The sequence below is a fragment of the Rhodococcus sp. NPDC057135 genome (assembly GCF_042670865.1).
In the GTDB taxonomy this organism is placed as follows: Bacteria; Actinomycetota; Actinomycetes; order Mycobacteriales; family Mycobacteriaceae; genus Rhodococcus_F.
The window spans coordinates 1-20,290 of the sequence record NZ_JBHUUU010000025.1 but is presented as its reverse complement, the minus strand read 5'-3'; the positions used below and the strand labels follow the sequence as shown (position 1 = coordinate 20,290).

Here is a 20,290-nt window from a genome sequence, read left to right as displayed (position 1 = left end):
ATCACTATGGTCCGAAATCCATGTAGAGTCCAAGACTTAGTTCGACTCATTTATGTGGGCAAACCACATAATGAATGACGGGAGTAGCGACGTGGAACTTCGTCAACTGCGCGCGTTTCTCGCAGTCGCAGACGAACTTCATTTCGGCCGCGCTGCCGAGCGACTCCACATCGGGCAGTCCCCGCTCAGCCAGACCATTCGCGCGCTCGAGCGCGAACTCGGTACCGACCTGTTCGTCCGGACCACCAGATCAGTGCAATTGACCGCCGCCGGCGAAGCCTTGGTCACGCCCGCTCGGATCATCGAAGCGCAGATCGCCGTCGTACGAGATATCGCATCGGCCGCGTCGACCGGCGAGACGGGCCGTGTCACAGTGGGTTTCGGCGGAACGGGCGGGTACACAGTGCTCTCGGCCCTCACACGGTCCTTGGCCGACTCCCATCCGGGAATCGAGTTGGATCTACGGCCGCAGATGTATTCGGGTGAAGTACTCGACGCTCTCCGACGCGGAACCCTCGACATGGGCATCGTCGGTCTGCCTATTCCGCGCGGGTTCGAGACACATACAGTGCGCGAGGAAACCTTGATGGTCGCGGTTCCGGCGAGGCATCAGCTCAGTGCCCACGACTCGGTGTCACCGGAAGACCTCGCGACCGAACGATTCGTGATGTATCCCGCCGAGCACGGCTCGGTGGTGCGCGATGCAACATTGTCCGTCTGCGCCACAGCAGGTTTCACACCCACCGTCGCGCACGAGGCCCCCGATCCGTACAGCCTGTTGGCCATGGTCGGAGCGGGGGTCGGGATCGCCGTCGTCGTGGAGTCGACGGCGCATCTGTCCATGGACGGGGTCGTGTACCTGCCGATCGCCGGAGCCACGCCCACACTGAAAATCGCTATGGCATGGCGACCGAACAATCCGACGCCGGCAGTACACACCGTCACCAAGGTGCTGAGAGAGCAGCCTTAGGCTCTGGCGAGGATTCCCGCGAAATCGGTCCCCACAGGCAGAGTTCCGTACTCGTGACCGCGATCGGCACCAAGGCGTGCGGCAATGAACGCATCGGACGAAGCGGCCGGGGAGTGGCGAACCATCAATGACGCCTGCAGCGCCAAAGCCATTGCCTCCACGACGGTCCGGGCGCGGAACTGCGCGTCGGCGGGCGCCATCGTGGCGAGCTCACCGAGTTGGCGTCGTACCCGATCGAGGTGCTGATCGAGGACCGGGTTGTTGCCGCGAGCGAGGTTGATCTCGTGGTCGAAGGCGGCAACGGAGTCGGGTTCACGGGTCATCGCGCGCAGGACGTCGAGCGCGATGACGTTGCCCGACCCCTCCCACACGGCCATGACTGGCTGCTCACGGTAACGACGGGCGAGCGGGAAGTCCTCGGTGTAGCCGTTGCCACCCAGGCATTCGAGGGCTTCGTAGGAGTGGTGCGGACCGCGCTTGCAGATCCAGTACTTCGCAACCGCCGTCGCGAGTCGACGGAAGGCCTTCTCCTGCTCGTCTGCGCCCTCGTCCTGGGCGCGAGCCAATCGCAGGGCGGTGATGGTCGCGGCCTCGGATTCGAGCGCCAGATCTGCAAGCACCGACGTCATGGCCGGCTGATCTGCCAGGACTGCACCAAAAGCGCTGCGGTGCCGTGCATGCCACACCGCTTCGGCCACCGACTGACGCATACCTGCCGTGCTGCCAAGGATGCAGTCGAGTCGGGTCTGGGACACCATCTCGATGATGGTCCGCACACCGCGTCCCGGTTCGCCGATCATGGTGCCGACGGTGCCGTCGAGTTCGATCTCGGACGATGCGTTGGACTTGTTGCCCAGCTTGTTCTTCAGACGCTGGATACGGAAGATGTTGCGTGTTCCGTCGGGCAGGATGCGGGGGAGGAGGAAACAGGAAAGTCCCTCGCCGGCAGCACCTTCGGCCTGAGCGAGAACCAGGAATGCGTCGGACATCGGCGCGGAGCAGAACCACTTGTGTCCGGTGAGCAGGTAGTCCGCACCCGGGCCGCCGCGGCCGGCAGGCTTGGCGACGGTCGTGTTGGCGCGCACGTCGGAGCCGCCCTGCTTCTCGGTCATCGACATTCCGAAGATCGCGGATGCCTTTCCCGGAGCATCCAATTCGGGGGTGTAGCTCCGCGACAGGGCACGCGGGGTCCAGATAGCGGCCACGTCCGGTTGCAGTTCGAGTGAGGGGATCACGGCGTGCGTCATGGAGATGGGGCATGCATGGCCCGGTTCGACCTGGGAGAAGAGCATGAATGCCGCGGCCCGTGCCACGTTGGCACCCGGCTTCGGCTCGGCCCACGCAGAAGTATGGGCACCGTGGGCAACTGCGGCCGAGATGATCCGGTGGTACGACGGATGGTATTCGACCTCGTCGATGCGGTTTCCCCAGCGATCGAAGGTTTTCAATTCGGGGATCACCGTGTTGGCCAGCTCGGCGTCGTGCTGGAACCCGGCACTGCCGACCAGTTCACCGATGTCGGTGAGTTCGCTGGTGGCCCAATCGGCATCGTGGCGCGCGACGCCTTCGGCGAGCACCGTATCGAGCAGGAACTCGTTGACATCCGTGCGCGGTACCGACTGGTTGAGCACTGCATGGGTGCGATGCGGAGCCGGGTGGGTGACGGTCTTCTCGGAAATATCAGTCATGACAGGCCTTTCAGCTCGCTGCGCGGATGAGGTGCTTCTGGATTTTGCCGGTCGGCGTGCGCGGAAGGATGGTCACGAACACCACTTCACGCGGAATCTTGTAGCGCGCCAACTTGTCCGAGAGGTAGTCCTTGATGTCGTCGGCGCTGATGACATCCGGTTCGCGCCAGACGACGTGTGCGACAACGGTCTCGCCCCACTCTTCGTTGGGTTTTCCGACGACGGCGACGTCGACGACGTCGGGGTGCCCGGAGATCACGTCCTCGACCTCCTTGGAGTAGACGTTCTCACCGCCCGTGATGATCATGTCCTTCGCGCGGTCGACGATGAAGAGGTAACCGTCCGCGTCCTTGCGCGCCAGATCGCCGGTGCGATACCAACCTCCGTCGGCGAAGGCAGCCTTCGTGGCAGCGGGGTCGTCGAGATACCCCTGCATGACGGTGTCGGCGCGCAGCCAGATCTCACCGATCTGATCGGGCTCCGCGTCAGTGCCGTCGTCGGCAACCAGGCGCAGGTCGACGCCGGCCAGCGCGACGCGCCCGATCGACCCCGCCTTGCTCAACTGCTCTTCGGGGTACAGAACAGTGCCCACGGGCCCGGTCTCGGTCATGCCGTAGACCTGCCGAAATTCGGTGGTGCCGTACGACTCCACCAGTCGCCGAGCGACATCCGCGCCGATCGGTCCGCCGCCGTACAGCCACGCGCGAACGCTGCCGAGGTTGTAGTCGGCGAAGTTCGGCACCAGGTTGAGTGCGGTGGTATAGATAACCGGTGGCCCGAAGCAGAGGGTAATGCGCTGTTCCTGAACAGTTTCCAGGAACTTGACTGGATGGTACTCGCGCAGCAGCACGACGGTTCCGCCCATGTAAAGCGTGGACATGAACCAGTTGTTGAGCGGGGAAGCGTGCCAGATCGGAACAGCCATGAGCAGTCGCTCATCCCGAGTCGTCGACACCGCGAGGGCCGCGGTGACGGCAACACCAACCACGTTGCGGTGACTGTGGACGCAGCCCTTAGGCGAGCCGGTAGTCCCCGAGGTGTAGAGGATCTCGGCCGGATCGTTCTCGTCGATGTCGATACCGTCAACACCCTCCTGGCGGGTGATGGCGTCGTCGAAGAAGTCGAAACCGTCTGCGACAGAGTCCGTGCTGATCAGCTTGGCCGTCGTCTCCAGTCGACCGACAACCGGCGACAACTCGCCGTCGAAGACGCACACCGACACCTTCGCGTGCTCCAGCACGTAGGCAACTTCGGGCGTCTGCATCTTGTGGTTGATGGGGACCACGACGGCGCCCAAGCGCCAGGCTCCGAGCATCGCGTACACGAATCCTGGAGTGTTGTAACACATCAGCGCGACGCGGTCACCCGGCTGCACGCCCAGCGTCTGCAAATAGCCCGCGGCACGGCGACTTCCATCCTGAACCTGGGAGTACGTGTGATCGTGACCGTCTGCGATCAGGAAGGGTTTGTCCGGGGTCTTGGTGACATTGCTGTCGAATACGCGAACGATGTTCATCGAAGTCCTTGTCGGAGAATCACGCTCGAAGAGAGTTCATTCCATCGAGCTGTTGAGTACGGCGTCGGGTATCTGGAGGGTGGCGAAGATGACGGCAACCGCCTCCTCGAGGGAGTAGCCGAAGCTTTCGCCGGTGGCAGTCTTCTGGATGACGAGGCCGAAGATTGCAGACCAGAAGGCCTTGGACTCGACGTCGATGCCCGCGCGCAACTGCCAGCCGGTGCGGACCAAGGTACGGAGGAGGGCGGTTTCGCCCGAGGAGTGCAGAGTGCGAAGCGTTTCGGAGATCAGGTCGCGGAGTTCACCACGACGACCCGTCATCATCATCGCTTCCACGAAGAGTTCGACGCTGGGAGCGCCCGAGCCCAGGAGGGATCCGACCAGCTTCTCGGTGTAGTCGCCGACCGTGTCGGCGTCGGCGGCATCGACCTCGGCGCGCTTGCCTGCGCGCAGAACGGCCGCGCATGCCACCTCGACGAAGAGCTTCTCTTTGGAGCCGTAGTAGTAGGTCACCTGGTTGGGATGGGCGCCGGCGGCGGTGCAGATCTGGGCGATGGAGACGCTGTCGCCGTGCTCGAGGAACAGCTCGGTTGCGGCGTTGAACAGCGCCATACGCGTCTGCTTGCCCGACTCACGCGTCGCACGCGCGGCGGGAACTGCCTCGGTGACCATTGCGAACTCCTACTTGTTTGTATGACAAACAATAACTCGGCGTTGTTTGTATGGCAAACAATTTCTACCCGACCCGATGACGTGTCGATTCCTATCGACATGTCAGATTTGCGGGATTACTCTCTGACCATCGAGCACCCGAGAACTTCGACTTTTGCGAGGAGGCGCCCTGCAATGCTCGCGCGATCCGGGTTCTCCCTGCCCACACGTACGACGCTCACGGGCGACTGGGCAGACTTGCTACGCGAGCATTTCGTCGCGCTCGACATCTCCGATATCGGAGACAGTGATCGGTTCAGCGGGGCCGTCCGCTCGGCGCAACTCGCACACGTGCGGGTGTCCACAGTTCAATCGATGGAACAACGAATAGTCCGTAGCAACACCCTGATCAAGAGCGACAGTGCGGACTATCTGCAGATCGGGATGATTCGTCGTGGTAGCGCGGTAGTGCGCCAAGACGACCGTGAATGCGTCCTGCGACGGGGCGACTACGTCCTGTACGACACCACGCGCCCCTTCGATTGGCAGATCGAGGGACATGCACACGACGGCATCTGGGGACTCGAGGTGTTCACCTGGCCCCGGTCGTATCTGTCACTCACCGACGCCGAGGTCACCAGTTTGACCGCCATTGCGTTCGACGGACATGCCGGCCTGAGTGGGCTTCTGGGTCGCTTTCTTCACGATCTTGCTTCCGTCCGTATGACGTCGGACGCGAGCGGAGACGAAGAGGAAGTCGTCAACGAGATCGGCAGCCTGGTCAAGTCGGTACTTCATGCCACAGCGCGCCCGACGATCTCGCGGCGAACCGGCCTGTACGAATCCGCACTGTCGGTCATCGATACTCACATCGCGGACCCGTCCCTGTCTCCGGTGGACATCGCGGGATCAGTCAAGGTCTCCATTCGGCAATTGCACCGAACCTTCGCCGAGCATGGGACGACGGTGTCGCGTTCGATTCGCATCCGTCGACTCGACGGATGCCGTCGTGAGATCGTCCAGCGCCACGGACCAGAACGGTCACTGACCCAGATTTCTCACCGCTGGGGATTCGCCGACCTTGCCACCTTCAGTCGAGCCTTCAAGGCGGAGTTCGGGATCAGCCCGCGCCGATACCGCTCGCAAGCAGCGGCACCCACAAGTACTGCCCGCTGATCTGTAACATCCTCGGACACTTACCCATTCAACATGGTGTTCAAAATCTTTCACTGCCGACGCGCAACCACAATTCTTGGCGCAGTGAGCCAAGTATCGGGCGCTGACAGCCAAGTTTGCTCGGCGCAGCGGGCGTAGATTTTCGGCACGGCGTTGCCAAGTGCCAGGCACCCGATTCGACTACTACGTCACATGGAGCACTCATGGAATCTGCAATCGGCGAACACCTTCAATGCCCGCGCACGCTGACCAGGCGTGTTCCGGATACCTACACGCCACCGTTTCCCATGTGGGTCGGGCGCGCAGACGACGCATTGCAACAGGTCGTGATGGGCTATCTCGGCGTGCAGTTCCGCGGCGAGGATCAGCGCCCCGCAGCACTGCAGGCAATGCGCGATATCGTTGCCGGCTTCGATTTGCCGGACGGACCGGCACACCACGACCTCACCCATCACATCGACAACCAGGGCTACGAGAACCTGATCGTGGTTGGATACTGGAAAGATGTTTCTTCCCAACAACGTTGGAGCAAGTCAACTCCAGTGGCATCCTGGTGGGAGTCCGATGACCGCTTGTCGGACGGGTTGGGGTTCTTCCGGGAGATCGTGGCACCACGAGCCGAACAATTCGAAACGCTCTACGCGTTCCAAGACGACCTCCCCGGGGTGGGAGCTGTCATGGACGGTGTCAGCGGCGAAATCAACGAGCACGGCTACTGGGGTTCGATGCGCGAGCGGTTTCCGATCTCCCAGACCGACTGGATGCAGGCCTCGGGTGAACTGCGGGTCATCGCCGGTGACCCCGCCTTAGGTGGACGCGTAGTAGTGCGGGGACACGACAACATCGCACTGATCAGGTCCGGGCAGGACTGGGCCGACGCGGAAGCAGACGAGCGCAGCCTCTACCTGGACGAAATTTTGCCCACTCTTCAATCAGGCATGGATTTCCTCCGCGACAACGGCCCGGCCGTCGGGTGCTACAGCAACCGATTCGTACGCAACATCGACATCGACGGAAACTTCCTCGACCTGAGCTACAACATCGGCCACTGGGCCTCACTCGACCAACTCGAGCGGTGGTCGGAATCCCACCCGACCCATCTGCGGATCTTCACTACCTTCTTCCGCGTTGCCGCGGGTCTGTCGAAGTTGCGTCTCTACCATGAGGTCTCGGTGTTCGACGCCGCCGATCAGCTGTACGAGTACGTCAATTGCCATCCCGCGACCGGAATGCTGCGCGACGCGGTGACCACCACCGAGCACTGACCGAAGTCGCCGGAATCTTGGGCCACGTTCTTTCCCTCGGAGGCAACTCGAGATATGTTGACGAGTGTCGACATATCTCAGTAGAGACCATCGAGGAAGCGCGGACAGCAGACAGTGACTACTCAACGAAACGAAGAGTTGGCGTTTGCTGTGCTGGCCGACCAAGTGCGTCGACAGATTCTCGACACGCTGGCTACCCACGGCGAGTGCAATGCGGGCTTCATCAGCGATCAAATTTCGACGGTCGGTCGCACCACGGTGTCCACACATCTCAAGGCGCTGCGGTTGTCCGGAGTGATCGTCGAACGACGTCAAGGACGTCATCGCTTGTTCTCGATAGATCCATCGGGGCCCGCCAACGATGCACTCCAGTTCCTGCGCGACGTCCTCGGGCGAGCGCTGGAAGCAGGTTCGAACGCCTCCGAGTTGCCGACCACGGCGACTGAGGATTCCGACGCGGCTTCGGTGCGTCGCCGGGCGTGAGGCCCTGTTGAGCCCCAGCATCTATTTCAGGCAGGAAGTAGAACGTGCCAGGTCTCTCCGTAACGGCACAGATCGTGACGACCGACCCACCAGGGTCAGCCTTCGAGCGCCTCGAAACGGGGCAACTGCTCGAACTCGAATGTGAGCAACTGACGGTCGGGGCCGCTGTCGCCATCTCCCTTCCCGTAGGTGACGGCGCACGCGCAGATCTAGCCGGAATGCCGATCACGCTGTTGGGATACGTCGCCGGCGTGAAGCGGGGCCGATCGGTCGTGATCGTGCACCACCAACCGTGGCGCGGCCGCCTGACGATCCGGTTCTTTCCCGACGGCGCCGGGACCCGGATCGTTCTCGAATCCAGCCTCGATCAGGATGGCATTTCCTGGCTTGCGAACAAGCGTGGATTCGCCCCGCCCGAGCCGCCGCGCTCCGACCGCCATCGCATCGGACTGCTGGTCAGTAAATCCGGCTCGGCGGCTGTATTCGCTCAGGCTACAGAGACACTCGCCGCCCTGGCTGTCGAACAGATAAACGCCGACGGCGGTATCGGGGGTGTTGTGGTCGATTTGGTGATAGGCGACGATGCTTCCGACTCCGCGGCCGGAGCGGCGACCGCACTACGACTGGCGAAGAGCGGATGCCGCGCAGTTTTCGCGTGTGTGACCTCGTCAACCTTCAATGCCGCTGCATCTGCCTTGCAGAACACCGGTGTGCTGTTGGTGCACACAGTTCTCAACGAAGGAGGTCGATCGCGTCCAGGGGTTCTTCGCTTGGGGGAGCGACCACTCGACCAGACGCGAGCGGGCATACCTGCAATGATGTCCGAAACTGATTCTCGCACTTGGTTCCTGGTTGGTCAGCAGTACTCTTGGTCGTTCGGAGCACATTGGGCGGCCCGGCGCGTGATTGCCGAATCCACCGGCTCGGTGGCCGGTGAAGCCTACGTACCGTTGGGGACAACCGACTTCTCACGCGTCATCGAGTCGATAGCCGGCTCCGGCGCCGAACTGATACTTTCCTCCCTGGTCGGTCACGACGAGGTCTTCTTCGAAAGACAATGCGCCCAGCAGGGACTGCGAGCCACCACGCGGACCTTTGCACTGGTCCTCGACGAAGCCACTCAACAACTCATCGGCAATTCCGACGCCGACGGAGTCTGGGCGGCATTCGGCTACTTTCAAACCGCAGCCGCCAATCACGACCTCGAAAAGCGATACAGCGCAAGCTCGAACGACCTCCTACCCCCGCTGAGCTCTCTGTCGGAGACAACGTACGAAGCGATCGTGGCTTACGCTCGCGCAGCCCGGACAACGTCGATCGGCGATCCCGAAACCGTGCTTCGGCAGCTCGTCACGACGTCGAAAAGCTCTACAGACAACGAAGTTCCACTGCATCGGCCGATTCTGATCGCTGAATCACGCCGCGGGCGCCTGTACCCCCGCTCTCTCTGAGCCCAGGTAACCCGAACTTAACGAGTCAATATGTCGATACCTATTGACGCAATTGCAGATCTGGCCCTAGTCTGAGCAGCAAGTGAAGCCGATCACATCAGGAGCACACTTCTCATGGCGACAATCCGACCGGACGACAAAGCAATAGACGCCGCCGCAAGGCATTACGGCATCACTCTCGACGAATCAGCCCGGCTCGAGTGGCCGGCACTGATCGACGGAGCACTGGGCTCCTACGACGTAGTCGACCAACTGTATGCCGACGAGGCAACTCCGCCGACCACGTCCCGCGACCACACGGTGCCGACGGCAAGCGAAAACCCCTTGAGCGCTTGGTATGTGACCACAAACATCCCGCCGACGTCGGACGGCGTCCTATCCGGACAACGTGTCGCGATCAAGGACAACGTGACCGTGGCCGGAGTTCCGATGATGAACGGGTCTCGGACAGTAGAAGGGTTCACCCCGTCTCGCGATGCAACTGTCGTCAGTCGGCTACTGGCGGCCGGGGCAACCGTCGCAGGCAAAGCTGTGTGTGAGGACCTGTGTTTCTCCGGCTCGAGCTTCACACCGGCAAGCGGGCCGGTTCGCAACCCATGGGACCCGCAGCGCGAAGCAGGTGGATCATCCGGTGGCAGTGCAGCTCTCGTGGCAAACGGCGACGTCGATTTTGCCATCGGCGGAGATCAAGGAGGATCGATCCGGATCCCGGCCGCGTTCTGCGGCGTCGTCGGACACAAGCCGACCTTCGGACTCGTTCCGTATACGGGCGCATTTCCCATCGAGCGAACAATCGACCACCTCGGCCCCATCACACGCACGGTCCACGATGCCGCACTGATGCTGTCGGTCATCGCCGGCCGCGACGGCAACGACCCACGTCAGCCGGACAGTGTCGAAGCAGGTGACTATCTGTCCACCCTCGACTCCGATGTGGACGGCCTGCGAATCGGAATCGTTCGAGAAGGTTTCGGGCACGCGGTCTCACAACCCGAGGTCGACGACGCAGTCCGCGCAGCGGCACACAGTTTGAGCGAAATCGGCTGCACGGTAGAGGAAGTAAGCATCCCGTGGCACCTGCATGCTTTCCATATCTGGAACGTGATCGCCACGGACGGTGGTGCCTACCAGATGCTCGACGGCAACGGATACGGCATGAACGCGGAAGGTTTGTACGATCCGGAACTGATGGCACACTTTGCGTCTCGACGCATCCAGCACGCCGACGCTCTGTCCGAAACCGTCAAACTAGTGGCCCTGACCGGGCACCACGGCATCACCTCCCTCGGCGGCGCGAGCTACGGCAAAGCTCGCAACCTGGTGCCGCTCGCCCGCGCCGCCTACGACACTGCCTTGAGACAGTTCGACGTCCTGGTGATGCCCACACTTCCCTACGTCGCATCCGAGTTGCCGGCAAAGGACGTGGACCGCGCCACCTTCATCACGAAGGCTCTCGGGATGATCGCCAACACAGCACCGTTCGACGTGACCGGACATCCGTCCCTGTCCGTTCCGGCCGGCCTGGTAAGCGGGCTTCCGGTCGGAATGATGATCACCGGCAAGACCTTCGACGATGCGACGGTCCTCCGGGTCGGGCGCGCATTCGAGAAGCTCCGCGGCGCGTTTCCGACGCCTGCCGACCGCACCTCCGATTCTGCACCACAACTCAGCCTCACCTAGTTCTGTATCCGCACTTGCACAACGAATTCCACCGATTCACACATGATCAGCCCGCATAGAAAAGGTGAACCAGATGTCAGTAACGATCGACCATACAACGGAGAACGCAGCACCGGCCCAGGCGCCGGTCTCTGACCGGGCGTGGGCACTGTTCCGCGCACTCGACGGCAAGGGATTGGTACCCGACGGTTACGTCGAGGGCTGGAAGAAGACGTTCGAGGAGGACTTCAGCCCCAAGCGCGGTGCCGAGTTGGTCGCCAGAGCCTGGACCGACCCCGAATTTCGGCAGCTTCTCCTCACGAATGGCACTGCAGCAGTTGCTCAGTACGGATATCTCGGCCCTCAGGGTGAGTACATCGTGGCCGTCGAAGACACTCCGACGCTCAAGAACGTGATCGTGTGTTCGCTATGTTCGTGCACCGCGTGGCCCATCCTCGGTCTGCCGCCCACTTGGTACAAGAGTTTCGAATACCGAGCGCGAGTGGTTCGCGAACCACGGAAGGTTCTCTCCGAGATGGGAACCGAGATCGCCTCGGACATCGAGATTCGCGTCTACGACACCACCGCCGAAACTCGCTACATGGTCCTCCCGCAACGTCCAGCCGGCACCGATGGCTGGAGCCAGGAACAACTGCAGGAAATCGTCACCAAGGACTGCCTGATCGGGGTTGCGATCCCGCAGGTTCCCACCGTCTGATCACCCCGACAAGAAGGAAGCACACCATGGATGGAGTACACGATCTTGCCGGCGTCCAAGGCTTCGGCAAAGTCCCGCATACCGTCAACGCCGACATCGGTCCCACCTTTCACGCCGAATGGGAACACCTTCCGTACAGCCTGATGTTCGCCGGTGTCGCCGAACTCGGAGCATTCAGCGTCGACGAAGTTCGATACGTCGTCGAGCGGATGGAGCCCCGCCACTACATGATGACCCCGTACTACGAGAGATACGTCATCGGCGTCGCAGCACTGATGGTCGAAAAGGGAATCCTGACGCAAGACGAGCTCGAAAGCCTTGCGGGAGGCCCGTTCCCACTCTCACGCCCCAGCGAATCCGAAGGGCGACCGGCTCGCGCCGACACAACAACCTTCGAGGTCGGTCAGCGAGTACGTGTGCGAGACGAATACGTTCCCGGGCATATTCGAATGCCTGCGTACTGCCGAGGTCGGGTGGGGACCATCGCTCACCGGACGACGGAGAAGTGGCCTTTTCCCGACGCAATCGGTCACGGCCGCAACGACGCCGGTGAAGAACCCACGTACCACGTGACGTTCGCGGCGGAGGAACTGTTCGGCAGCGACACAGATGGTGGGAGCATCGTGGTCGACCTCTTCGAGGGGTACCTCGAGCCGGCGGCCTGATCTTCCAGCAATTCCGGGCGGCGGTCATGCGATCACAGCGCTTCGCATGACCGCCGTCTCCCCACATCGATTCACTCATTCGGAAGGACACTGGAAATCATGGTCGACACACGACTTCCTGTCACGGTGCTGTCAGGTTTCCTGGGTGCAGGGAAGACGACGCTACTCAACGAGATCCTGCGCAATCGGGAGGGTCGTCGGGTCGCGGTGATCGTCAACGACATGAGCGAAATCAACATCGACAGTGCAGAAGTCGAGCGTGAGATCTCGCTCAGTCGATCCCAGGAGAAACTGGTCGAGATGACCAACGGCTGCATCTGCTGCACTCTGCGAGAGGATCTTCTCTCCGAGATAAGCGCCTTGGCCGCCGATGGCCGATTCGACTACCTTCTCATCGAATCTTCGGGCATTTCCGAACCGCTGCCCGTCGCGGAGACGTTCACCTTCATCGATACCGACGGCCATGCCCTGGCCGACGTCGCCCGACTCGACACCATGGTCACCGTCGTCGACGGCAACAGTTTTCTGCGCGACTACACGGCTGGAGGTCGCGTCGAAGCCGATGCCCCGGAAGATGAACGCGACATCGCGGATCTGCTTGTCGATCAGATCGAGTTTGCCGACGTCATCCTGGTGAGCAAGGCCGATCTCGTCTCGCACCAGCACCTGGTCGAATTGACCTCGGTCCTAAGATCTTTGAACGCAACTGCTGCGATAGTTCCGATGACTCTCGGCCGTATCCCACTCGACACGATCCTCGATACCGGCTTGTTCTCGCTCGAGAAAGCTGCTCAGGCCCCTGGATGGCTACAAGAACTCCAAGGTGAACACACCCCCGAAACCGAGGAGTACGGAATCGGTTCGGTGGTGTACCGCGAGCGCGCGCCCTTCCACCCCCAACGCCTGCATGATTTCCTGAGCAGCGAGTGGACCAACGGAAAGTTACTTCGGGCCAAGGGCTACTACTGGAATGCCGGCCGGTTCACCGAGATCGGGAGTATTTCTCAGGCCGGTCATCTCATTCGCCACGGATACGTCGGCCGTTGGTGGAGGTTTCTACCCCGTGACGAGTGGCCGGCCGACGACTACCGTCGCGACGGAATCCTCGACAAGTGGGAAGAACCTGTCGGTGACTGCCGACAAGAGCTCGTCTTCATCGGCCAATCCATCGACCCGTCTCGACTGCAGCGAGAACTCGACGCGTGTCTACTCACCACAGCCGAGATCGAACTCGGGCCAGACGTGTGGACCACCTGGAGCGACCCCCTGGGCGTCGGCTATACCGACCAGACCGTTTGATATTGGTCCGATTTGCCGTAAGTTGTGCGCAATGGGGCTATCACGCAACCGAACTCGGGCGTTGTTGATCGTCGCGGCAATCGCAGCCGGGACCGTGGCCGCAGCTACGCCGGCGGAGGCCACCTGGACAACCGCGCCGATGTGCGGCGACTGGCAGGTCGAGACCGTAGCCCAGGGGTTGGAACAGCTCGAAAACCTCGAGACCGATGACAACGGCGGGTTCTACCTCTCCGGCGAGTCGAAGATCTATCACGTCGACGCCGAAGGACAGGTACGAACTGTCCTCGACGGCATGGCTGCCCCTGGCGGTTTGCAGCTCGACGGCTCGAAGCTGTCCTTCCTCACCCGACAGGACGGCAAGCTGTGGGAACTGGACATCTCGACGGATCAGCTGTCCGCACCCGTCGACTTCGCGGGCAACGGTCTGCTCCGACTTCCCGACGGCGATCTGCTGACGACGTGGGTTGGAACGGAAGGTGGCCCATCGAAGGGCGTGTCGCGTTATCGACACGCCTCCGGAGCCGTCGTACCCAATTGGTCTGCAGTGCCGCGTTCGGAGGGACTCGCACTCAGTCCGGATCAGCGAGCCGTGTACACAGATGATCTGTTCACCGGTCAGATCATCCGAGTCCCCTTGGATACCCCTGACGCGTGGACAGTTGTAGCGACAGTCCCGAGCCTGATACCCGGCCTCGACGATCTGACCATGTCGCAGGATGGAATGCTCTACGCCCCTGCTCACGTCGAAGGCTCGATCTATCGCGTCGACCCTGATGCCGGCACTTCCTGCGTTGTCGCTTCGGGCCTCTCGGGTGGATGGACCGGGCCGAGTTCCGTGCGTATCGGCCGGGACGGCGATGATTGGGCGCTCTACGTCACCGGCTTCGACGGGACGCTGCGTCGCCTGGTACCTCCGGCGGGCGTCGAACTCGCACCGATCCGCTGACGCTGATCACTTCGGAATGAGATTCCCCGACCTGGCGATACTTAAAATCACGCTGATTTGAAGGCATGCCCGCAGCGCAACGGCCGCTTGTCCGAAAACTGTCAACAGTTCTACACGGAGAAATGGCTACCCTTAGGTTTACGCTGCTGGCATGTTTTCTTCCGTCGCAGCGAAGATCCGCCTGGTGGTGGCACTGCTCCTCACTGCCCTCCTGGCGCTGACTCTGTCATCGTGCTCGAGTGGCTCGGATTCGTCGGCAGCCCCCACAGACCTGTGTGCACCTCCAGGAGTGGGAGCCGCAACCGCGGCGCCCACAAACCTGGATGCGGCAGCGGGTGCGGGCGCCGAAGACCGCTACACCACGGCCACCGTCACCCCGGTCAATCAGATCGACACTTCGAAGCTGAATCTGATCAAACCCGGAGTCATCACGGTCGGCACGCTCGGTGACGCTCCCCCGAGCATCTGCGTCAACTCCGAGAACCAGTACACCGGTTACGACAACGAACTCCTGAAGGCCGTCGCGGACAAGCTGGGCTTGAAGGTCGAGTTCGTCGGCACCGAGTTCGCCGGTCTTCTCGCCCAGGTTGCCGGTCGACGCTTCGACGTCGGCTCGTCGTCCATCACCACCACCGACGACCGTCGCAACACCGTCGGCTTCACCAACGGTTACGACTTCGGATACTTCTCCCTCGTGGTCCCCAACGGCAGCGCGATCACCGGCTTCGGCGACCTGGACGCATCCAAGCGCATCGGCGTCGTCCAGGGAACGGTTCAGGACGACTACGTCGTGAACACCCTCAAGCTCGATCCCGTGAAGTTCCCCGACTACGCCACGGCGTACGCGAACCTCAAGTCCGGCCAGATCGACGCCTGGGTGGCTCCGTCTCAGCAGGCCGAAGGCGCAATCGCTCCCGGTGATCCGACCTCGATCATCCAGAACACCTTCTCGGTCAACAACTTCGTCGGCTGGGCGGTGAACAAGGAGAACCAGCCGCTGATCGACGCCCTCAACTCGGGCCTCGACGCAGTCATCGACGACGGAACCTGGGCTCAGCTGTACGCCGACTGGGTGCCGCGCCAACTCCCCGAAGGCTGGAAGCCCGGATCCAAGGCCGCGGCCACTCCGGAGCTGCCCGACTTCGCAGCCCTCGCAGCAGAAAACGCAGCCAGCGGCGACGGTGGAGATACCGCGTCGTACCAACCGAAGTCGACGCTCGAACAGCTCAAGGACACGTTCTTCGACTGGGATCTGTACAAGAAGGCATTCCCCGATCTCCTCAAGACCGGTCTGCCCAACACCCTGATCCTCGCGCTCGCGTCGGGCATCATCGGCACGATCCTCGGCATGCTGCTCGCTGTCGCCGGCATCTCGCGAACCCGTTGGCTGCGCTGGCCTGCCCGCGTCTACACCGACATCTTCCGTGGCCTGCCCGCCGTCGTCATCATCTTGATCATCGGGCTCGGCGTCGGGCCGATCGTCAAGGGAATCACCGGCAGCAATCCGTACTGGCTCGGTGTCGCGGCGCTGTCGCTGCTCGCGTCGGCGTACATCGGTGAGATCTTCAGATCCGGTATCCAGAGTGTCGAGTCCGGGCAGCTCGAAGCCTCCCGTGCCCTCGGCTTCAGCTACCGAAAGTCCATGTCGCTGGTCGTCATCCCGCAGGGTGTACGACGCGTTCTGCCGGCGTTGATGAACCAGTTCATCTCGCTGATCAAGGACTCGTCGCTGATCTACTTCCTCGGTCTGCTCGTCACCCAGCGGGAGCTCTTTGCCGTCGGACGCGATCTCAACGCCCAGACCGGCAGCCTGTCCCCGCTCGTAGCGGCAGGCTTGTTCTACCTTGCTCTGACCATCCCGCTGACGCACCTCGTCAACTACATCGACAACCGACTCCGGACCGGACGCGCCGACACTTCAGGCACGTTGGATCCGCTCGAGCAGGCCATCGTCGTGGAAAGGGGCTGAGGACATGACCACCAGCTCTGAATTGAAGTCCGTATCGCTCACCGGCAAGGACCTGCATCTGTCCTTCGGTACCAACAAGGTGCTTCGCGGCGTCAACCTGCACGTCGACGCCGGAAACACCGTCACCGTCATCGGACCCTCCGGTTCGGGTAAGTCGACGCTCCTGCGGGTGCTGAACCGTCTGCACGAGCCCGAGCAGGGTGACGTACTGCTCGACGGTAAGTCCGTCTTGAAGGACAACCCCGACGAGCTTCGCCAGCGAATCGGCATGGTGTTCCAGCACTTCAATCTGTTCCCGCACAAGACCGTCGCCGAGAACATCGCACTGGGGCCGAACAAGCTCAAGGGGTTGTCCAAGGAACAGGCTCGGGCTCTCGCGCTCGAGCAGCTGGATCTGGTGGGGCTCAAGGAGAAGGCCGACTCGCGGCCCGGCAACCTTTCGGGCGGTCAGCAGCAGCGCGTCGCTATTGCCCGCGCCTTGGCGATGAAGCCCGAGGTCATGTTCTTCGACGAGGCGACGTCGGCTCTGGACCCCGAGCTGGTCAAGGGTGTTCTGGCGTTGATGGCCGACCTGGCGAAGTCCGGCATGACCATGGTCGTCGTGACGCACGAAATGGGCTTCGCACGTTCCGTTTCCGACAAGGTGCTCTTCATGGATCGTGGCGCCGTTGTCGAAACCGGAACTCCCGAGCAGCTTTTCGACGATCCCGAAACCGATCGACTGCAGGCGTTCCTGTCACAGGTTCTCTGACTCGGGCGCGCTTGCGCGAGATCGACGGGCGTTGATCCTGGACGCCTGAAGCATCAGATGGTCACGTTCGGCGAGGTTGGATGCCTTGTGCGCTGCATCGGCATACAGCCTCGCCGCCGTCTCCAGGTCTCCGTCGCGTTCACGGAGATAGGCCTCGACTGCGGCATGGCGTGGAAGTGAATCGTCCAGCGCTGCAAGAGCTGCCAAGCCGGCGCGTGGTCCGTCCGCCTCGCCGACGGCCACCGCTCGGTTGAGCCGGACGATCGGGCTGTCGGTCAGGGCGGCGAGTTCGTCGTACCACTCCACTATCTGCACCCAGTCCGTCTCGTCTGCTGTGAGAGCGTCGGCATGAAGCGCAGCAATGGCGGCCTGGGCCTGGAACTCACCGAGCCGGTCGCGAGCGAGAGCTGCCTGGAGGATCACGACTCCTTCGGCAATCGAATCGGTGTCCCACCGGCTGCGGTCCTGCTCGGCGAGCGGAACCAAGCTGCCGTCCGCGGCAGTGCGCGCGACGCGGCGAGCGTGGTGAAGGAGCATGAGCGCGAGCAACCCCGCCACCTCGGGATGGTCGATCGCGGCCGCGAGCTGCCGGGTGAGCCGTATCGCCTCCGCGGCCAGGTCGACGTCACCGGAGTAGCCCTCGTTGAAGACCAGATAGAGGACGCGCAGAACGGTCGCGACGTCTCCGGGTTGGTCGAACCGCACACCGGAGACCGTGCGCTTGGCCCGGCTGATGCGTTGAGCCATCGTCGCTTCGGGCACCAGGTAGGCCTGCGCAATCTGGCGAGTGGTCAGCCCGCCGACAGCGCGCAGCGTGAGTGCGACGGCGGACGACGGCGTCAAAGACGGGTGAGCGCACAGAAAGTAGAGCTGGAGTGTGTCGTCCACTGCCGGCCCTGATCCGCTGACCGGCCGCTCGGCTTGCTGCTCGCCTGGCTGCTCGTCGACAAGAAATTCCCGCTTGCGACGAGCCGCATCCGACCGGATCACGTCGAGGAACCGCCGCCAGGCCACTGTCACCAGCCAGCCCTTCGGGTCCCGCGGCGGGTTCTCCGGCCAGACCCTGACCGCCTCGAGCAGAGCGTCCTGCACGGCATCCTCGGCCGACGCGAAATCTGCTCCGCGGCGAACGAGGATGCCGAGCACGCTCGGCGTCAGACTCCGAAGCAAGGCGTCGTCCATGACAGCTCTCAGTCCGTGATGGTCGGCGGCTCGGTCAGGAACGGACGCAGTTCGAGCCATTCGTGAATCGGCTTCCCGCCGGCGCCGGGTGCGGCCGAAAGCTCACCGGCCAATTGGACGGCTCGGTCGTAGTTGTCGACATCGATCACCATCCATCCGGCAATGAGGTCCTTGGTCTCCGCGAACGGGCCGTCTGTGACCGGGGGACGACCCTCGCCGCCGTACCGGACAAAGGTGCCCTCAGGAGCGAGAGCCTGACCGTCGACGAACTCGCCCGCCTTCTCGAGCCGATCCGCGAAGTCCTGCATGTACTTCACGTGAGCTGTGATCTCTTCCGGTGTCCACTGGTCCATCGGCACGTCGTTGACTGCAGCCGGAGCGCCGCGGTAGTGCTTGAGCAGCAAGTACTTGGCCATCGTGAATCTCCTCCGTGTCGGTGCCACCCATTCTGGTCGCACGTCACTACAGGGACGAAGCAAGTTGGGGATTCTCGACATCGCGGGGCCTTCGGCCCTGTGCGCCTTTTTGGTAGTGCCCGCAACCAGAAAGGCGCACGGGGGCCGGAGGCCCTAAATCCACCCCTGCCGGCGGGCGATCACTGCAGCTTCGTGCCGATTGGCAGCACCGAGTTTGGTGACAGCTGACGACAGATAGTTCCGCGTGGTTCCAGCCGAGAGGTGTGCCCGGGAAGCGATCTGCTCGATGGATGCTCCGTCCGCCGCGTACTCGAGGACGTCCGCTTCACGCGGAGTAAGCGGTGAGTCACCGGCGCCGATTGCCTCGGCTGCCAACGACGGATCGACGTACCGCCCGCCCCCATGGACGCTGCGGACCACCTCGGCGAGCGTCGCCGCGGGCGTCGTCTTCGGCAGAAATCCGCGGACGCCTGCTGACAGAGCCTTCTTCAGGTACCCGGGCCGCCCGTGGCTCGTCACGATGATCGAGACGCACCCCGAGACCGTCTGCGCAATCTGTTGCGCCGTCTCGATCCCGTCGATCCCGGCCATCTGAAGGTCGAGCACGGCTACGTCAGGTTGATGCTTCGCAGCAGCGATCACGGCGTCCTCGCCGGATTCGGCTTCTGCCACGACAACGATGTCGTCTTCGAGCGACAACATCATGGCCAGAGCCGAGCGGATCAGGTTCTCGTCGTCGGCCAGCAGTACCTTGATCGGCTCGGTCACCGAGACTCCTTCGTTCGGGACGGAAAGTGGGCGGTGAGGGTGAAGCGATCTTCGTCCTGGACGGTTTCGACAGTTCCTCCGACGGCGCCGACGCGCTCGCGCAATCCGTTCAGGCCGGTTCCGTTGTTCGGCTCTGCGATACGTGCGCCGTCGTTGGCGATCACGACGCCGTCCGCGAACACCTCGATGCTGCAATTCTCGGCACTCGAGTGCCGGAGAATGTTGGTCACTCCTTCACGAACGACCCAGGCAGCGGCTTCGGCCAGTTCCACCGGCAGTTGATCTGCCGATCCACGTATCGCGGTGGAGATTCCGGCGGCCTCGAGCAGCGACTGCGCACCGGCCAACTCGGACGCCAAGGCGATGGACCGGTATCCCCGAACCAACTCGCGCGCTTCGTCGAGTGAATCTTGCGCAAGTTCGCGTACTTCGTCCATCTGCGCGGCGGCACGATCGTCGCCGCGTCGTGAAAGAGTGGCTGCAAGTTCACTTTTCACCGCAATTGCAGACAGTGCCCGCCCGACGACGTCATGCAGATCGCGCGAAAATCGCAACCTCTCCTCGGCGACGGACAGAGCGGCGGCGGCTCCGCGTGCCTCGTCCAATTCGGTGACCATCCGCAGCAGCCAGACCGACATGTAGACGGTCAGCCCCATGAATCCGGCAACGATTCCGACGGACACGCCGCTTTCCGGACCGGCAAGCAGTCCCAAGACC

The 20,290-nt window shown here is 62.5% G+C and carries 19 protein-coding genes; 12 read left to right on the top strand and 7 right to left on the bottom strand.

Going from position 1 to position 20,290, the window contains the following annotated elements; translation table 11 throughout:
* Positions 1-91 precede the first annotated feature (91 nt).
* Complete coding sequence (locus ACFT1A_RS30010; protein ID WP_378449984.1) at positions 92-970, top strand: LysR family transcriptional regulator; 879 nt, start codon at positions 92-94, stop codon at positions 968-970.
* Here ACFT1A_RS30010 and ACFT1A_RS30005 read toward each other — a convergent pair.
* The 3 genes from ACFT1A_RS30005 to ACFT1A_RS29995 are packed head-to-tail and all read right to left on the bottom strand — an operon-like array spanning position 967 to position 4,846.
* The gene (locus ACFT1A_RS30005; RefSeq protein WP_378449983.1) at positions 967-2,658 is read right to left on the bottom strand and encodes an acyl-CoA dehydrogenase family protein; all 1,692 of its coding nucleotides are present in this window, start codon (positions 2,656-2,658) and stop codon (positions 967-969) included. The two genes, ACFT1A_RS30010 and ACFT1A_RS30005, sit on opposite strands and share 4 nt — an antisense overlap.
* A gap of 10 nt (positions 2,659-2,668) precedes the next feature.
* On the bottom strand, positions 2,669-4,174 hold the full coding sequence (locus ACFT1A_RS30000) for a class I adenylate-forming enzyme family protein (RefSeq protein WP_378449982.1): 1,506 nt from the start codon (positions 4,172-4,174) through the stop codon (positions 2,669-2,671).
* Between the two features lie 36 nt (positions 4,175-4,210).
* Complete coding sequence (locus ACFT1A_RS29995) at positions 4,211-4,846, bottom strand: TetR/AcrR family transcriptional regulator C-terminal domain-containing protein (RefSeq protein ID WP_095973585.1); 636 nt, start codon at positions 4,844-4,846, stop codon at positions 4,211-4,213.
* A gap of 174 nt (positions 4,847-5,020) precedes the next feature.
* On the opposite strand from ACFT1A_RS29995, the gene ACFT1A_RS29990 reads away from it, so the two are divergent.
* From ACFT1A_RS29990 to ACFT1A_RS29940, 11 genes are all read left to right on the top strand, one after another.
* Positions 5,021-6,001 carry a helix-turn-helix domain-containing protein gene (locus ACFT1A_RS29990; protein ID WP_378449981.1) on the top strand — a complete coding sequence of 327 codons (981 nt, stop codon included), beginning with the start codon at positions 5,021-5,023 and terminating at the stop codon, positions 5,999-6,001.
* Between the two features lie 203 nt (positions 6,002-6,204).
* A complete protein-coding gene (locus tag ACFT1A_RS29985) occupies positions 6,205-7,266 on the top strand; it encodes a phenylacetaldoxime dehydratase family protein (protein ID WP_378449980.1) in 1,062 nt (353 codons plus the stop codon).
* A 114-nt stretch (positions 7,267-7,380) separates the two neighbouring features.
* Positions 7,381-7,749: a helix-turn-helix transcriptional regulator gene (locus ACFT1A_RS29980; protein ID WP_020909773.1), complete on the top strand. Its 369-nt coding sequence runs from the start codon at positions 7,381-7,383 to the stop codon at positions 7,747-7,749.
* Between the two features lie 44 nt (positions 7,750-7,793).
* Positions 7,794-9,200, top strand: a complete 1,407-nt coding sequence (locus tag ACFT1A_RS29975; protein WP_378449979.1) for a substrate-binding protein — start codon at positions 7,794-7,796, stop codon at positions 9,198-9,200.
* A 114-nt stretch (positions 9,201-9,314) separates the two neighbouring features.
* Positions 9,315-10,880, top strand: coding sequence for an amidase (locus ACFT1A_RS29970; RefSeq protein ID WP_378449978.1), 1,566 nt, complete (start codon positions 9,315-9,317; stop codon positions 10,878-10,880).
* 73 nt (positions 10,881-10,953) lie between these two features.
* On the top strand, positions 10,954-11,577 hold the full coding sequence (gene nthA, locus ACFT1A_RS29965) for a nitrile hydratase subunit alpha (RefSeq protein WP_378449977.1): 624 nt from the start codon (positions 10,954-10,956) through the stop codon (positions 11,575-11,577).
* Between the two features lie 26 nt (positions 11,578-11,603).
* On the top strand, positions 11,604-12,242 hold the full coding sequence (gene nthB / locus ACFT1A_RS29960) for a nitrile hydratase subunit beta (RefSeq protein WP_378449976.1): 639 nt from the start codon (positions 11,604-11,606) through the stop codon (positions 12,240-12,242).
* Between the two features lie 99 nt (positions 12,243-12,341).
* Complete coding sequence (locus ACFT1A_RS29955; protein WP_378449975.1) at positions 12,342-13,541, top strand: GTP-binding protein; 1,200 nt, start codon at positions 12,342-12,344, stop codon at positions 13,539-13,541.
* A gap of 31 nt (positions 13,542-13,572) precedes the next feature.
* Positions 13,573-14,487 (top strand): SMP-30/gluconolactonase/LRE family protein, encoded by a 915-nt coding sequence (locus tag ACFT1A_RS29950; protein ID WP_378449974.1) that lies wholly within the window; start codon positions 13,573-13,575, stop codon positions 14,485-14,487.
* 151 nt (positions 14,488-14,638) lie between these two features.
* A complete protein-coding gene (locus tag ACFT1A_RS29945; RefSeq protein ID WP_378449973.1) occupies positions 14,639-16,456 on the top strand; it encodes an ABC transporter substrate-binding protein/permease in 1,818 nt (605 codons plus the stop codon).
* Positions 16,457-16,460: 4 nt separating this feature from the next.
* The gene (locus ACFT1A_RS29940) at positions 16,461-17,207 is read left to right on the top strand and encodes an amino acid ABC transporter ATP-binding protein (protein ID WP_020909781.1); all 747 of its coding nucleotides are present in this window, start codon (positions 16,461-16,463) and stop codon (positions 17,205-17,207) included.
* Here ACFT1A_RS29940 and ACFT1A_RS29935 read toward each other — a convergent pair.
* From ACFT1A_RS29935 to ACFT1A_RS29920, 4 genes are all read right to left on the bottom strand, one after another.
* Positions 17,193-18,389 carry an RNA polymerase sigma factor gene (locus ACFT1A_RS29935; RefSeq protein WP_378449972.1) on the bottom strand — a complete coding sequence of 399 codons (1,197 nt, stop codon included), beginning with the start codon at positions 18,387-18,389 and terminating at the stop codon, positions 17,193-17,195. The two genes, ACFT1A_RS29940 and ACFT1A_RS29935, sit on opposite strands and share 15 nt — an antisense overlap.
* Positions 18,390-18,397: 8 nt before the next feature.
* Positions 18,398-18,805 carry a YciI family protein gene (locus ACFT1A_RS29930; RefSeq protein WP_378449971.1) on the bottom strand — a complete coding sequence of 136 codons (408 nt, stop codon included), beginning with the start codon at positions 18,803-18,805 and terminating at the stop codon, positions 18,398-18,400.
* Between the two features lie 153 nt (positions 18,806-18,958).
* Positions 18,959-19,573, bottom strand: coding sequence for a DNA-binding response regulator (locus ACFT1A_RS29925; RefSeq protein WP_378449970.1), 615 nt, complete (start codon positions 19,571-19,573; stop codon positions 18,959-18,961).
* A partial coding sequence (locus ACFT1A_RS29920; RefSeq protein ID WP_378449969.1) for a sensor histidine kinase occupies positions 19,570-20,290 on the bottom strand: 721 nt, incomplete at its 5' end. The genes ACFT1A_RS29920 and ACFT1A_RS29925, both read right to left, overlap by 4 nt.

Bases quoted from the DNA above. Each gene is read 5' to 3' on its own strand.
- ACFT1A_RS29945 (WP_378449973.1), top strand. From the start codon at position 14,639: ATGTTTTCTTCCGTCGCAGCGAAGATCCGCCTGGTGGTGGCACTGCTC.
- ACFT1A_RS30000 (WP_378449982.1), bottom strand. From the start codon at position 4,174: ATGAACATCGTTCGCGTATTCGACAGCAATGTCACCAAGACCCCGGAC.
- ACFT1A_RS29985 (WP_378449980.1), top strand. From the start codon at position 6,205: ATGGAATCTGCAATCGGCGAACACCTTCAATGCCCGCGCACGCTGACC.
- ACFT1A_RS29950 (WP_378449974.1), top strand. From the start codon at position 13,573: ATGGGGCTATCACGCAACCGAACTCGGGCGTTGTTGATCGTCGCGGCA.
- ACFT1A_RS29930 (WP_378449971.1), bottom strand. From the start codon at position 18,805: ATGGCCAAGTACTTGCTGCTCAAGCACTACCGCGGCGCTCCGGCTGCA.
- ACFT1A_RS29940 (WP_020909781.1), top strand. From the start codon at position 16,461: ATGACCACCAGCTCTGAATTGAAGTCCGTATCGCTCACCGGCAAGGAC.
- ACFT1A_RS29995 (WP_095973585.1), bottom strand. From the start codon at position 4,846: ATGGTCACCGAGGCAGTTCCCGCCGCGCGTGCGACGCGTGAGTCGGGC.
- nthA (WP_378449977.1), top strand. From the start codon at position 10,954: ATGTCAGTAACGATCGACCATACAACGGAGAACGCAGCACCGGCCCAG.
- ACFT1A_RS29970 (WP_378449978.1), top strand. From the start codon at position 9,315: ATGGCGACAATCCGACCGGACGACAAAGCAATAGACGCCGCCGCAAGG.
- nthB (WP_378449976.1), top strand. From the start codon at position 11,604: ATGGATGGAGTACACGATCTTGCCGGCGTCCAAGGCTTCGGCAAAGTC.
- ACFT1A_RS29955 (WP_378449975.1), top strand. From the start codon at position 12,342: ATGGTCGACACACGACTTCCTGTCACGGTGCTGTCAGGTTTCCTGGGT.
- ACFT1A_RS30005 (WP_378449983.1), bottom strand. From the start codon at position 2,658: ATGACTGATATTTCCGAGAAGACCGTCACCCACCCGGCTCCGCATCGC.
- ACFT1A_RS29935 (WP_378449972.1), bottom strand. From the start codon at position 18,389: ATGGACGACGCCTTGCTTCGGAGTCTGACGCCGAGCGTGCTCGGCATC.
- ACFT1A_RS29990 (WP_378449981.1), top strand. From the start codon at position 5,021: ATGCTCGCGCGATCCGGGTTCTCCCTGCCCACACGTACGACGCTCACG.